9 protein-coding genes are annotated in these 14184 nt (G+C 60.7%); 4 read left to right on the top strand and 5 right to left on the bottom strand.

The window, feature by feature from the left end:
• Positions 1–140 precede the first annotated feature (140 nt).
• A complete protein-coding gene (locus BM017_RS23995) occupies positions 141–2321 on the top strand; it encodes a GAF domain-containing protein (RefSeq protein WP_092249095.1) in 2181 nt (726 codons plus the stop codon).
• 15 nt (positions 2322–2336) lie between these two features.
• Here BM017_RS23995 and BM017_RS23990 read toward each other — a convergent pair whose 3' ends face one another.
• The 4 genes from BM017_RS23990 to BM017_RS23975 all read right to left on the bottom strand — a co-directional run bounded on the left by BM017_RS23990 (position 2337) and on the right by BM017_RS23975 (position 11296).
• Positions 2337–3503: a GGDEF domain-containing protein gene (locus BM017_RS23990; RefSeq protein WP_092249093.1), complete on the bottom strand. Its 1167-nt coding sequence runs from the start codon at positions 3501–3503 to the stop codon at positions 2337–2339.
• Positions 3504–3554: 51 nt separating this feature from the next.
• Positions 3555–5792, bottom strand: a complete 2238-nt coding sequence (gene glgB / locus BM017_RS23985; protein WP_092249090.1) for a 1,4-alpha-glucan branching protein GlgB — start codon at positions 5790–5792, stop codon at positions 3555–3557.
• Positions 5789–9151, bottom strand: a complete 3363-nt coding sequence (gene treS, locus BM017_RS23980; RefSeq protein WP_092249088.1) for a maltose alpha-D-glucosyltransferase — start codon at positions 9149–9151, stop codon at positions 5789–5791. The genes glgB and treS overlap by 4 nt, the downstream gene beginning before the upstream one ends.
• A gap of 156 nt (positions 9152–9307) precedes the next feature.
• Positions 9308–11296, bottom strand: coding sequence for an alpha-1,4-glucan--maltose-1-phosphate maltosyltransferase (locus BM017_RS23975; protein ID WP_092249086.1), 1989 nt, complete (start codon positions 11294–11296; stop codon positions 9308–9310).
• A gap of 204 nt (positions 11297–11500) precedes the next feature.
• On the opposite strand from BM017_RS23975, the gene BM017_RS29195 reads away from it, so the two are divergent.
• Together BM017_RS29195 and BM017_RS29535 are read left to right on the top strand one after the other, a co-directional pair.
• Positions 11501–11659, top strand: a complete 159-nt coding sequence (locus tag BM017_RS29195) for a hypothetical protein (protein WP_170856115.1) — start codon at positions 11501–11503, stop codon at positions 11657–11659.
• A gap of 151 nt (positions 11660–11810) precedes the next feature.
• Positions 11811–13214, top strand: a complete 1404-nt coding sequence (locus tag BM017_RS29535; protein WP_092249084.1) for a M10 family metallopeptidase C-terminal domain-containing protein — start codon at positions 11811–11813, stop codon at positions 13212–13214.
• 21 nt (positions 13215–13235) lie between these two features.
• Here BM017_RS29535 and BM017_RS23965 read toward each other — a convergent pair whose 3' ends face one another.
• Positions 13236–13724 carry an MgtC/SapB family protein gene (locus BM017_RS23965; RefSeq protein WP_071490585.1) on the bottom strand — a complete coding sequence of 163 codons (489 nt, stop codon included), beginning with the start codon at positions 13722–13724 and terminating at the stop codon, positions 13236–13238.
• 121 nt (positions 13725–13845) lie between these two features.
• Between BM017_RS23965 and BM017_RS23960 the strand changes: the two genes are divergently transcribed.
• Complete coding sequence (locus tag BM017_RS23960) at positions 13846–14085, top strand: DUF3203 family protein (protein ID WP_092249082.1); 240 nt, start codon at positions 13846–13848, stop codon at positions 14083–14085.
• Positions 14086–14184: the final 99 nt, after the last annotated feature.

Below are 14184 nucleotides of genomic sequence, written 5' to 3'. Positions count from 1 at the left end.
ATCGCCACGAATGCACAGTGCATCAAATTGCTATCACCGCGATAATCCCGCTGAACTGCCAGCGGGGTTTCCGGTCTGTTGCTTGTCAGGCCCTCCCTTCAAGGCGTTACGCAGATCGCGGCAAACAAGGTGTTCTTGCAATGATGAATTGGCTGCAGAGTAGCAGCGACATGGCTGAGCGGGTTCGCCAGCATGATTGGGCGAATACGCCCCTGGGTCCGCTGGAACAGTGGCCGGATGTGCTCAAAACCACGGCCGCACTGTGCTTCGCCTCAAGCTTTCCCCAGGCCATCATCTGGGGACCGCAGTTGATCACGCTCTACAACGATGCGTTTATTCCGATCCTGGGCGATAAACCTGACGCATTGGGCCGCCCTTTCAGCGAAATCTGGCACGAAGTCTGGGACCAGATCAGCCCGATCGCCGACGCGGCATTCGAGGGGCACGCGACCTACATCGAGAATTTCCCCCTGGTCATTGAGCGTGGTGCGGGGCCGGAGCAGGCCTACTTCACGTTCTGCTACAGCCCGATCCGCGACCCCGATGGCAAGATCGTCGGCATGCTCGACACGGTCACCGAAACCACCACCACCGTATTTCTCACCCAGCGCCTGGCGGCCCTGGACACCATCGGCAATGCGGTCGCCACCGCCACCGATGCCGAACACATCATGGCCACCACCACGCGCCTGCTGGCGCAGCACATGCAGGTGTCCAACTGCGCGTATGCCGACATGGATGCCGACGAAGACGGCTTTACCATTCGCGGCAACTGGGCAGCGCCCGGCTCGCCGAGCATCGTGGGTCACTACAGCCTGGCCTCGTTCGGCGCAATGGCAGTGCAGCGCCTGCGCGCCGGCGAACCGTTGGTGGTGCAGGACAATCGCATCGAGTTCGCCCCCGAGGACGCCGCCAGCTATCAGGCACTGGGCGCGTTGGCCACTGTGTGTTTCCCATTGATCAAGCACGGCCGCCTCACCGCCTTGATGGCCGTGCATGACAAAAAGGCCCGGGTCTGGTCGCCCTATGACCTGGCGCTGGTAGGAGAAGTCACCGAGCGCTCCTGGGCCCATATCGAGCGCGTACGCGCCGACGCCGCCGTACGCGAAGGCCTGGCAGCCTTCACCGAGCTGAACGCCTCGCTGGAACAACGGGTACAGGAACGCACCGCTGCCCTCACCCAGGCCGAGGCCGCACTGCGCCAGTCACAGAAACTCGAAGCCATCGGCCAATTGACCGGCGGCGTGGCCCACGACTTCAACAACCTGCTGACCATCATTCGCTCCTCGGTGGACTTCCTGCGTCAGCCGGGGTTGTCCGAAGAACGGCGCCAACGCTACATGGGCGCGGTGTCCGATACCGTAGAGCGGGCCAGCAAACTCACCAGTCAACTGCTCGCCTTCGCCCGCCGCCAACCGCTGAACCCGGAAGTCTTCGATGCGGGCCAACGGGTCAAGAACATCGGCGAGATGCTCGAAAGCGTCACCGGCGCACGCATCCACGTGCAAGTAGAACTGCCTGATGCCCCTTGCCATGTGCGCGTCGACTCCAGCCAGTTCGAAACTGCGCTGATCAATATCGCACTCAATGCCCGGGATGCCATGGACGGCCAGGGCACGCTGGTCCTGCGTGTCGCCACGGTGGATGCAATGCCGCGTATTCGCGGCGACGCAGCGGTGCACGAAGGGTTTGTGAGCGTTTCCCTGACCGACACCGGCAGCGGTATTGCGGGAGACACCTTCGAGCACATTTTCGAGCCGTTTTTCACCACCAAGGCCGTGGGCAAAGGCACTGGCCTGGGCTTGTCCCAGGTATTCGGGTTTGCCAAGCAGTCCGGCGGCAACGTCGATGTGTCCAGCCGCGTGGGCCAGGGCACGGTGTTTACCTTGTATCTGCCGGAAGTGGCCCCACCCGCGATGCCTCTCGCGCAGCGCCCAGAGGAGCTTGCACCGGTCCACACTGCGACGCCGCGCCATATCCTCATCGTAGAGGACAATCTGGAAGTGGGTCGCTTCGCCAACCAGATCCTCCAGGACCTGGGCTACCGCACCACCTGGGCCACCGATGCCGAACAGGCGCTCGCCCTGGCCGGTGCCGATGCCATGGGGTTCGATGGGGTGTTCTCGGATGTGGTGATGCCCGGCATGACCGGTGTGGCCATGGCCAAGGTGCTGCGCCAGCGACGCCCGGACTTGCCGGTGGTGCTCACCTCCGGCTACAGCGAAGAGCTGGCCGACAGTGGCTACGAAGGGTTCGAGTTCCTCGCCAAACCCTACTCCGCAGACCAGGTGGCCCGGGCATTGGCCAAGGCGATGCCCTAGGCGAGACCTGAAACCTTACTCTGCCACGGCCACTTGATTACGACCCAGGGCTTTCGCCCGGTACAGCGCCTTGTCGGCCGTATTCATCAGGCCGTGCAGGTCTTGATCCTGGGCATGGGTGGAGGCAACACCGAGGCTGGCGGTCAAGCCATGCACCGGCGCGGAAGACAGGCCGGAGATCGCCTTGATCAACTGCTCGGCGATAGCCCGTGCGGTTTCCAGCGAAGTGTTGGGCAGCAACACCGCGAACTCTTCACCCCCCAGGCGCCCGTACACATCGGCCTGGCGGAACGAAGCGCTGATCACTCCGCCAATCTGGCGCAACACCTGGTCACCGGCCTGGTGGCCGTAGGTGTCGTTGATTTCCTTGAAGTGGTCCATGTCCATCATCAGCGCACACAGCGGCTGACGATTGTGCCGGCATTGTTCATACAACACCTGGGCATGCTCGAAGAAGGCGCGGCGATTCATCAGGCCGGTGAGTTCATCGGTCTGGGCGGCGCGGGTGGAGATGTTGTGGGCACGTTCCATTTGCCGGGTCAGGCGAAAGGCCTTTTCCAGGGCATCGGACAGCTTGCGCGTGGCACTCACCACAAAGGTGGAAAACACCAATACCGCGATGGCCACGCCGATTTGCATCGGCGAAGGCTGGAACAGCAGCCAGAGGGTGCACGGGAACAAAACCAGGCCCATGGACCCCAGCGTCATATAGCGGTACGCCGAATAGCAAGACACTGCACTCACCGACATACCCACGGTAAACAGCATCACCAGGGCCTGGGACAGTCGGTCATCGGTGGGCATCACCGCCAGCGCGCCGAAGCCCCAGATGCCGGCCGACAGCATCAGCGTGATCCAGTAGCGGCGCTCCCAGCGATCCGGGGTGCGCTCGGCGTTGGGGCAGCGAAACCACTCCATGAACATCTTGAGCCGCAGTAACGTCGAGGCCGCCAATGCCAGCAGCCAAACCAGGATGACTTGATGATCAAACCGGTCCCAGCACAGCCAGGAGAGCATTATGGCGCCCAAGTAGCTGCCGAAAATGGCGGAAAATGATTGCCGGAACAACTGGTGCAAACGATCGGTCCGCACCTGCTCTTCTATAACGCAATCCTGGTCCTGCCCACGCCCAAGGCCATTCATGAGATTCGCCTGATTCGACTGCCACGACAAAGGCGCCATTGTGGCACCCTGCCAGTAGCGTGGACAACAGAATCCAGCACGGTAGAGCCTTTAAAGCGATTCCGGACGCAGAATCAGCACACCCAGGGGCGGCAAATTCAAAGACAGTGACACCGCTTGCCCATGACGGGGCTCTTCCTGGGTAAATACCTCGCCCCCGTTACCGTAATTGGAACCTGCGTACATATCGGCGTCACTGTTGATCACTTCGCTCCAGCGTCCAGCAAAAGGAACACCGACGGCATAACCCTCACGCGGCACCGGGGTGAAATTGGCCACCACCAGCACCGGCTTACCGTCCTTGCTCCAGCGCAGCCAGGCATAGACGCTGTTGATCGCGTCATCGCCGATCAGCCACTGGAAGCCCTGGGGCGCATCGTCCTGTTCATGCAACGCCGGCTCTTCGCGGTACAGACGGTTCAAGTCGCCCACCAGCTTTTGCACGCCTTTGTGTTCGGCATACTGCAGCAAGTACCAGTCCAATTGCTGATCGTGGTTCCACTCGCGCCATTGGCCGAACTCGCAGCCCATGAACAGCAGTTTCTTGCCAGGGTGCATCCACATGAACGCGAGGTAGGCACGCAGGTTGGCGAATTTCTGCCAGCGGTCGCCTGGCATCTTGTCGATCAGCGAGTGCTTGCCGTGTACCACCTCATCGTGGGAGATCGGCAGGATGAACCGCTCGGACCAGGCATACACCAGGCCGAAACTCAGCTCGTTGTGATGGTGGGCACGGTACACCGGGTCCTGCTGGATGTAATGCAGGGAGTCGTGCATCCAGCCCATGTTCCATTTGTAGTTGAAGCCCAGCCCGCCCTGTTGGGTCGGCTGGCTCACACCCGGCCAGGCGGTGGACTCCTCGGCAATCACCAGCGCACCCGGCGCTTCCTGGGCCACCACGTCGTTCAGATGGCGCAGGAAGTCGATAGCTTCAAGGTTCTCGCGGCCGCCATGGCGGTTCGGCACCCACTCGCCGGCCTTGCGCGAATAGTCGCGGTAGAGCATGGACGCCACGGCATCCACGCGCAGCCCGTCGATGTGGAAGTGTTTGAGCCAGTGCAGCGCCGAAGCCAGCATGAAGCCGTGTACCTCGGTGCGGCCCAGGTTGTAGATCAGTGTGTCCCAATCCTGGTGGAAGCCTTCCAGCGGGTTGGCATATTCGTACAGCGCAGTGCCGTCGAATTGCGCCAGGCCGTGGGTATCGGTAGGAAAATGCGCCGGCACCCAGTCAAGGATCACGCCGATATCGGCCTGGTGCAGCGCATCGACGAAGTAGGCGAAATCCTGCGGAGAGCCGAACCGCGCCGTCGGCGCAAATTGCGACAGCGCCTGGTAGCCCCAGGAGCCGCCGAACGGGTGCTCCATGATCGGCATCAGCTCGACGTGGGTGAAGCCCAATTGCTGCACGTAGGGAATCAGGCGCTCGGCCAGTTCACGCCAGTTATATTGGCGGGCCACTTCGCCTGCCTCGTCCAACTCGCACTGCCAGGAGCCGACGTGCAGCTCATAGATCGACAGGGGTGCCGTGGTCTTTTGCTTGTCGACCCGCGATTGCATCCAGGCGTGGTCCTGCCAGTCCACTTGCAACGGTTCGGCCACCTTGGAGGCTGTGTCGGGCGGCAACTGGGTGGCCAGCGCCACCGGATCGGCCTTGAGCGGCAGGATCCCATGGGCACCTAGAATCTCGTACTTGTAGGCCGCCCCCGGTTGCAGGCGAGGGATAAAGATCTCCCACACCCCGGAAGGATGGCGCAAGCGCATCGGATGGCGACGACCGTCCCAGATATTGAAGTCGCCCACCACCGACACCCGCCGCGCATTCGGTGCCCACACGGCAAAGCGCACGCCCGCCACGCCGTCGACGCTGGTCACCTGGGCGCCCAGGCAACTGCCGAGGTCGCGGTGATTGCCTTCGGCAAACAGGTAAAGGTCCATTTCACCCAGCAGCAGTTGCTGGAAGCTGTACGGGTCTTCGGTGATCTGTTCGCCACCGGCCCACTGGATTTTCAACAGGTACGGCTGACGGGTCTTGAACTGGCCGACAAACAGGCCCGGCACCTGGCTCGCGTCCAGGCTGCCCAGCTGCTCGCCGCCATCACGTGCCAGCACTTGCACACTCAAGGCCTCGGGCAGGAATGCGCGGATAAACTGGCCGCCGTGTTCATCATCGTGCGGCCCCAGCACCGAGAACGGGTCGTGGTGTTCGGCGCGGACCAGCGCTTCGACGTCCCTGGACGCCGGCAATGCAGTCAGTTTCGGTTGCAGCGGTTCTTTATGTGTAAAACTCATGACGTCTCCCCACCGCGTGCAGTGTTCGATATAGGTGCTTCCTTTATAGAAGCAATCCCGCTCAGTAAACCGTGCAACCCTTGCAGGGGCACCGGCAACCAGGTCGGGCGGTTTTCCGCTTCGTAGGCCACTTCGTACGCGGCCTTCTCCAGGCTGAACAACGTCAGCGCGGCGTCCTGGCCTCTGGCATCCTGCCAGTCATGCGCCAGTGTAGCCGTCGCCGCCTGATAAGCCCGGATAAAGGCCTGCCGTGCTTCCTTGAGGTAACGTTCCGTTACGCGTCTGCGCGCCTGGTCCGCCTCGGGCGAGTGATCCACCCCTTGAACATTCAGGGCCATCGCCGCCGCATAGTCGAATGAGCGCAATACGCCGCTCACATCTTTATAGGGGCTGTGCTTGCCACGTCGCTCATGCAATGGCCGCGCCGGCTCCCCTTCGAAGTCGATCAGGTAAGCATCGCCCTTCACCACCAGCACTTGACCCAGGTGCAAGTCACCATGCACGCGAATGCGCAACCCGCCCGCCGTGGCTTTCGCCAAAGCCTGCACATGGCTGGCGATGGCTTTTTTCTGCGCCAGCAAATCACTGACCAGCGCTTGATCCGCCGGGTTCAACTGGCTTTGATGAAGTTTGAGCAAGTGCAGCGCACGCTCCAGTTGTGCGCCGACGTCCTTGGCCCAGGCCTGGGTGTCCTTGGCCGTGGTGATTTCGGGTTTAAAGGCCTTGTCGGTGGTTTTTGCACCGAGCACCTGGTGCATTTCGCCCAGGCGCTGGCCGAGCAGCCCGGCAAAATCCGCCAGCTCGCCCAGGGCGTTGTAGTGTTGTTCCTGCTCGGAAATGGCCTCGGCCAGTTCGTCGCGGATCGCCCGCTCCAGGTTGTTCTGGGTCCAGCTCCAGGCATCGCCCTGGTTGCTCAGGTAGCCCTGGGCAATCATCAGCAGGTTGTCCTGCCCCTCGGCGTCGTGGCGCGCCATCGATCCCAGCAGTGGCGAAATATTGGGGTAGCCCGCGGCCGTCAGATAGGCACTCATCTCCAGTTCCGGGTGCACGCCGGAGGCGACTTTGCGGATCAGCTTGAGCACCAGGCTCTCACCGACCACCACCGAGCTGTTGGATTGCTCGGCCGACAAGTAACGCACCTCGGACTCATCCGTCAGTTGCAACCTGTCCAAGTGCGGTGTGGCCGCAAAGCGCAGCTCACCGTCACTGGTCTCCAGCACGGTGCCCGCCTGCAAGCCCTGGATCACCGCACGAATAAAGTGTTCAAGGCTGAAGGCATCGGTCACCAACCCGACCTGGCGCACCCGACGTACGCGGGCCAGCGCCAATTGCTGGGGCAAGGCACTGGTGAACTGGTCTTCACCGAGAAAACCGAACGGTAGCTGGTAGCGGCTGACCTGGCCTGCGGCCGTCACTTCGACCTCGCTGAGCAACACCGGATGCTGCGGGTCGCCAAAACGCGCACCGTAGGCAATGCGCACGCTGTCGATGGCCGTGTCCTTGCCAGCAAACCAGCGGCGCTTGGGCAACCACGCCGGCAGAGCGGTCTGTTCCAGGGACGCTCGGCAAGGTTCTTCAAGCAGTTCTTCCATGCGTTTTTTCAATACCAGTGTGGTGAAGTCGGGCATGCTCTGGGCCGGTTCCACATGCCAGCTGGGCATCTGGTTTTCCGGCGCCAGCACAAACCAATAGAAGCCGTAGGGCGCCAGGGTCAGCAGGAAATTCAGCTGGCCGATGGGCGGGAAGGCATTACCGCCGAGCATTTCCACCGGCACCATGCCGGCAAACGCCGACAGGTCCAGCTCTGCCGCCTGGGCACTGCGCGACACGTTGGCCACGCACAAAATGATCTCGTTGCGCCCGTCCTCCCCGGTGAATTCGCGGGTATAGGCCAGGATGCGCCGGTTGCTCGGCGAGAGCATTTTCAGGCTGCCCCGGCCAAAGGCCTTGGACTGCTTGCGCACCGCCAACATGCGCCGGGTCCAGTTCAGTAGCGAATGCGGGTCCTGGGCCTGGGTCTCCACATTGACCGACTGATAGCCATATTGCGGGTCCATGATCGGCGGCAGTACCAGGCTGGCCGGGTCGGCGCGGGAGAAACCGCCGTTGCGGTCGATGGACCACTGCATCGGCGTGCGCACCCCATCGCGGTCACCCAGGTAGATGTTATCGCCCATGCCGATTTCATCGCCGTAGTACAAGGTCGGCGTGCCCGGCATCGACAGCAACAGACTGTTGAGCAACTCGACACGGCGGCGATCGCGCTCCATCAACGGTGCCAGGCGCCGGCGAATGCCCAGGTTGATCCGCGCACGCCGGTCGGCGGCGTAGTAGTTCCACAGGTAGTCGCGCTCTTTGTCGGTGACCATTTCCAGGGTCAGCTCATCATGGTTGCGCAGGAAGATCGCCCACTGGCAATTGGCGGGAATTTCCGGAGTCTGGCGCAGGATATCGGTGATCGGGAAGCGATCTTCCTGGGCCAGGGCCATGTACATGCGCGGCATCAACGGAAAGTGGAAGGCCATGTGGCATTCGTCGCCGTCGTCGCCCTTTTTGTCACCGAAGTAGAGTTGCGTGTCTTCCGGCCACTGGTTGGCTTCGGCCAGCAGCATGCGGTCGGGGTAATGGGCGTCGATCTCGGCGCGGATCTGCTTGAGCACGTCGTGAGTCTCAGGCAGGTTTTCGTTGTTGGTCCCATCGCGTTCGATCAAATAGGGGATCGCGTCCAGGCGCAGGCCGTCGATGCCCATGTCCAGCCAGTAACGCATCACCGACAGCACGGCTTTCATGACCTGCGGGTTGTCGAAGTTGAGGTCGGGCTGGTGCGAGTAGAAACGGTGCCAGAAGTATTGGCCGGCGACCGGGTCCCAGGTCCAGTTGGATTTTTCGGTGTCGAGGAAGATGATGCGCGTGCCGTCGTATTTCTGGTCGTCATCCGACCACACGTAGAAGTCCCGCGCCGCCGAACCGGGCTTGGCGTTGCGCGCACGCTGGAACCAGGGGTGCTGGTCGGAGGTGTGGTTGATCACCAGCTCGGTGATCACCCGCAGACCGCGCTTGTGCGCCTCGGCGATAAAGCGCTTGGCGTCGGCCATGGTGCCGTAGTCACTGTGCACGCCTCGGTATTCAGCGATGTCGTAGCCATCGTCGCGGCGTGGCGACGGGTAGAACGGCAGCAGCCAGATAGTGTTGACGCCGAGGTCGGCGATGTAATCGAGCTTGGCGATCAGGCCGGGAAAGTCGCCGATACCGTCATTGTTGGAGTCGAAATAGGATTTGACATGAACCTGGTAGATCACCGCGTCCTTATACCAGAGCGGGTCTTTGATGAAGGTGGCAGCGTTGGGTTTCTTCGCCATTGGAAGCTCCTGAAATACTTGAACCACTCGGTCAATGTGGGAGAGGCGGTGCGACGATTCGACCTGCACCCGATGAAGGTGTGTCAGTTGATGAAGCGGTGGCTGACACACTGCTATCGGGGGCGAGCCCTCTCCCACATTTGTCTCGCGCAGGGTTTAAGAGGTGGTGATACGCCAGATCCCGAACGGCATCTGCGGCTCCAGCCGTGTCCACTGGTGCTTGCCATACCAGGTCCAGCGATGGCCATTCATCAAGTCTTCGCCCTGGGTCTGGGCATCGTCCGGCAACCCCAACTCCCACAGCGGCAACTCGAAATTGGCTTCCTGGGCGTTGTAAGGGTCGAGGTTGACCGCCACCAGAATGAAGTTGCTGCCATCCTCGCTGCGCTTGCCGAAATACAGGATGTTGTCGTTCCAGGCGTTGTAGAGCTTCAGCCCCAAATGCGTTTGCAGTGCCGGGTTCTGCCGACGAATGCGGTTGAGCTGGGCGATCTCGGCGATGATGTTGCCGGGGGCGGTGAAATCCCGAGGGCGGATTTCGTATTTCTCCGAATCCAGGTATTCCTCTTTGCCGGGCACCGGGGCCGCTTCACACAGCTCGAAACCCGAATACATGCCCCACAGGCCCGAGCCCATGGTTGCCAGCGCGGCGCGGATCAAAAAGCCCGGGCGTCCTGACTCATGCAGGAAGCCAGGGTTGATGTCCGGCGTGTTGACGAAGAAATTCGGCCGATAGCACTCACGCCATGGCGATTCATTCAACTGCGTCAGGTATTCGCTCAATTCGGCCTTGGTATTGCGCCAGGTGAAGTAGGTGTAGCTCTGGGAGTAGCCGACCTTGCCCAGGCGCGCCATCATCGCCGGCGTGGTGAACGCCTCGGCGAGGAAGATCACCTCCGGGTACCTGGACCGTACGTCGCTGATCAACCATTGCCAGAACGGCAGCGGCTTGGTGTGGGGGTTGTCGACGCGAAAAGTCTTCACACCCTCTTCCACCCAGCCCACCACGATATCGCGCAGCTCGGTCCACAGGCCTGGGATGGCATCCGCCGCATAGAAGTCGACGTTGACGATGTCCTGATACTTTTTCGGCGGGTTTTCCGCGTACTTGATCGTGCCGTCCGGGCGCCAGTTGAACCAGCCCGGATGCTCTTTGAGCCATGGGTGGTCCTGGGAACACTGGATGGCGAAGTCCAGGGCGATTTCCAGGCCGTGTTCGGCGGCGGCCTGGACCAGGCGGCGGAAGTCGTCGCGGCTGCCCAGTTGCGGGTGGATGGCTTCGTGGCCGCCCTCTTCGCTGCCGATTGCATACGGGCTGCCCGGATCATCGGGACCGGCGGTCAGCGAGTTGTTCTTGCCTTTGCGGTGGCTGCGCCCGATGGGGTGGATAGGCGGGAAATACAGCACGTCGAAGCCCATGTCATGGATCATCGACAGGCGCGAATGCACGTCATTGAACGTGCCGTGCCGTGCGGGATCGTCAGTGATCGAGCGCGGGAACAGCTCGTACCAACTGGCGAACAGTGCCGCCTCACGTTCCACATCGATCGGGTAAACCGTGCTGATGCTCAGGTAGGCACGGTGATCAGCCTGTGTCATCAAATGTGCACTGTCTTCGTGCAGGAACTGCGCAACCTGCTCGGTTTCCAGCAGGCCAGAGAGTTCATGATGCAGCAGCATCAGGCGGTCGCGAAGTTCATTGTCACTGCGTTCGGCGGCCTGCAGCACCAGGCTGCGGCCTTCCTGCAACTCCAGGCTGACCGGCACGCCGGCCTCGTGCTTCTTGCGCAGCTCGTAACAGAAGCTGGCGAAGGTATCGATCCAGGCTTCGATGCAGTATTCGTGGGGGCCTTGCTGGGTCACGGTAAAGGCGCCTTCCCAGCCGTTGTTGCCCACGTCGGTCATGACCACGCTGTGCCAGCTTTCGTCCTGCAGCGGGCGCCAGCGGATCAGCACGGCGAGCTTGTCATGGCCGTCGGCAAACACTTTGCTGGTGACGTTGACCCGCTGGCCGACCACGGCTTTGACGGCAAATTCGCCGCCGTCGATCACGGGGGTGGTGCTTTCGATCGCGATCCGGGGCAGCAACAGCGCCTGGGACAGCGGCAATATGGAGGTGTCTGGAACCTGTGTTTCAGCAGTCATCGAGCATCTTCCCCTTACGCCCTGTGGACGCTCTTTGCTTGATCCGAAATTGCGATACGGCTGAGCTCTCCCTGAGCAGCGCCGTATAGGTCCGAGCCTGCACGCTGGTTAAAAGTTCAGGTGGATGTGCTGCCATTGGGCGGGGAATCAATTCGCCCTGGCAGCTGTCCACCGATAGAGCAAAGCACAAAGGAGGCCACACCGATGAATATCCCGATCCCGGCTGAAACCCCGGACCCGAATATCGACAACCCCACCCTGCCACCCACCGAACCGGAACCGATTCCGGAAAAGGAACCGCCGGAGCATCAGCCACCGCCCGTCGAGGAACCCCCCACGACAATGCCACCGGTGATCGTGTAATCAAGCATGTGCAGTGCGCAAATGCACTGCACAGCCACATCGCCCTACAGAAATGTCGGTAAACATCTCTCACGACTTTCGGAAAGTGCTTAGTACGCAGCCTATTCAACGCGAGCAAACTCTGGGCTCACGATTTTGAATAGGAACCCCCATGCCGATCAGCGCCATTTCCCCCCACGGTAGTGCCACCTACCAACAGGTCGACGACTTCAAGCACCGCGATGACCGCGGTGGGCATATTGAAAAAAATGGCCTGAAGTCAAAAACCTCGCAGGAAGCTATCCCGCGCTTGATAAGTCCGCATTTAGGTTGGCGTGACAAGAACGGTGATGGTGTCACGGTTGTCACCTACTCGTTCATACCCGGCTCCGATAAACCTAAAAAAGAGTACGGCCGCTACCAGGGCGTGAATGATGTGTCCGAAGCAAATAAGGCTAAAACCCGCGACGCACTCAACCAGTGGGCAGATGTGACGAACGTCAAGTTTGTCGAAGGACCAAGAAATGAGCAAAGCGAAGGCCATATCGAGTTCGGAAACTTTAAGACCATGCGCAACCCGAGAGGTGAACACGCGCCCTTCAACCCCCACGCCATTCAGCCGAAAAAAGAAAAGCAAAGCGCACAGGTCTGGACCACAGAAAAGGAAAGTTCAGGCCCGGGCGGCGTGACGACGTTGGTGCATGAAGCCGGCCACACGCTTGGCTTGACCCACCCGGGACGCAACTACGGAAAAAAATATGAACAGAACAAACTTGGCTATTTGGAGGACTCCCGTAAACACACCATCATGAGCAAATATCAACATGGAAGCCCTACACCTATGCCCTTGATGGATGACATCACCGCGATTCAAAGCCGATACGGCGCTAACCATCAAACGCGCAAGGGAGACACTGTCTACGGCTTCAACTCGAACGCCGACCGTGACGTCCTGAAGCTCAAGTCCGACAAGGATGAACTCAGGGGTACCATCTGGGATGGCGGCGGCAACGACACGCTGGATCTTTCCGGTTACAAAAAGGACCAGAAGATCAGCCTGATGCCGGGCACCTTCACCAATGCCAATGGCCGTGACAGGAACCTTTCTATCGCCAATGGCGTCATCATCGAAAACGCCAAAGGCGGCAAGGGCGACGATTTGATCGTGGGTAACGACGCCAATAACATCCTGGAAGGCGGTGACGGTAACGACGTTATTCATGGCGGCAGAGGCTGGGACAAGCTGTGGGGCGGGAAAGGCGCGGATACATTTGTCTACGGCAGTCCGACTGATTCGAGCATGTTCAACGGCGTCGATACCATCATGGATTTCGAAAGCGGCAAGGACAAGATTGATGTGTCGGGTATACGCACAGTAACCGGCGGCAAGCCGGTACGCTTGAACGAGTCCGTCCTCGAGCAGGGGATGGGACACGGGCTGATAGCTGGCGAAGGCGCCATTTACTATGACCCAAAAGAAAACGTCAGCACGCTGATGATAAATTACGGGGCAGGACACGCGACCTTTGAAGTGGAAGTACGAGGCCAACTACAACCAAGCGATGTGGTGCTATGAGGCTGGCCGCCCAGCATAGGCCTACTTCTCCAACATACGCACAAGCCTGGGCATCACGCTGAACACCGCCAAGGCCAGCAATGTACTGAGTACCGCTGTCGATTCCCGGCCCAACCCGGCCGAGACCCCAATCGCAGCGGTCATCCACAGGCCGGCGGCGGTGGTCAGGCCTTTGACATGCCCTTCTTCATCGTCCTTGCCTTTGATGATGGTGCCCGCGCCCAGGAAACCGATCCCGGCAATTACCCCCTGGACCACCCGGCTCATTGCATCCGCCTGATTGCCGGACATCTGCGGCACCATTACAAATAACGCGGCCCCCATTGCTACCAGCATGTGGGTGCGCACCCCGGCGGCCTTGCCCTTGCTCTCGCGCTCAAAGCCGAGGATGCCGCCCAGGACCGCCGCGATCAGCAGGCGCACGGTGATCTGGGTGAGTTGCCTGGCGTCGCCGATATCAGCGAATTCAGCCTGCAGGGTTTGCCACACTTCATGCCACCAGGCGTCCATGGATGCCGTCCTTTATCGTTGTTGGTAAAGGATGGACAGCGGCGACCGCCAGTCAGTTGCCTGGAACCCCTGCACATTGCCTACCCCTAACCTTGCATAGCCCATGAGAAAGGAGATCGGCATGCCCATTCGTATCGACAACCAACTGTGCTACTTCATGCTCGACGACAACCGCCAGGAACAGAGCGTGCCAGCGACGCGGGTCACTGTCCTGACCGACACCGAAAAATCCATGTCCTACGTGGAATTGGCCGCCGAGCGGATCTATATCACTGAAGCCGAGGCCGACGCGCTGACGGTCGCCGGAGCCCACGATGGACGCCAGCATGTGAAGGCCGAAGAGCCTGGTTCGCTGATTTGATTGATCTGTATCAATACACCCGTCATAGCGCTGCACCCTAGGCGATACGGGGTGCAGCGCATTGTCGCAGCACACCTCGCGCAGCCTATCTGATCCGCT

The sequence above is a fragment of the Pseudomonas sp. NFPP04 genome (genome assembly GCF_900113815.1).
In the GTDB taxonomy this organism is placed as follows: Bacteria; Pseudomonadota; Gammaproteobacteria; order Pseudomonadales; family Pseudomonadaceae; genus Aquipseudomonas; species Aquipseudomonas extremorientalis.
The sequence above is the reverse complement of the archived record's forward strand: the minus strand, read 5'-3'. Positions and strand labels throughout refer to the sequence as shown.

Bases quoted from the DNA above. Each gene is read 5' to 3' on its own strand.
- BM017_RS23995 (WP_092249095.1), top strand. From the start codon at position 141: ATGATGAATTGGCTGCAGAGTAGCAGCGACATGGCTGAGCGGGTTCGC.
- BM017_RS23990 (WP_092249093.1), bottom strand. From the start codon at position 3,503: ATGGCGCCTTTGTCGTGGCAGTCGAATCAGGCGAATCTCATGAATGGC.
- glgB (WP_092249090.1), bottom strand. From the start codon at position 5,792: ATGAGTTTTACACATAAAGAACCGCTGCAACCGAAACTGACTGCATTG.
- treS (WP_092249088.1), bottom strand. From the start codon at position 9,151: ATGGCGAAGAAACCCAACGCTGCCACCTTCATCAAAGACCCGCTCTGG.
- BM017_RS23975 (WP_092249086.1), bottom strand. From the start codon at position 11,296: ATGACTGCTGAAACACAGGTTCCAGACACCTCCATATTGCCGCTGTCC.
- BM017_RS29195 (WP_170856115.1), top strand. From the start codon at position 11,501: ATGAATATCCCGATCCCGGCTGAAACCCCGGACCCGAATATCGACAAC.
- BM017_RS29535 (WP_092249084.1), top strand. From the start codon at position 11,811: ATGCCGATCAGCGCCATTTCCCCCCACGGTAGTGCCACCTACCAACAG.
- BM017_RS23965 (WP_071490585.1), bottom strand. From the start codon at position 13,724: ATGGACGCCTGGTGGCATGAAGTGTGGCAAACCCTGCAGGCTGAATTC.
- BM017_RS23960 (WP_092249082.1), top strand. From the start codon at position 13,846: ATGCCCATTCGTATCGACAACCAACTGTGCTACTTCATGCTCGACGAC.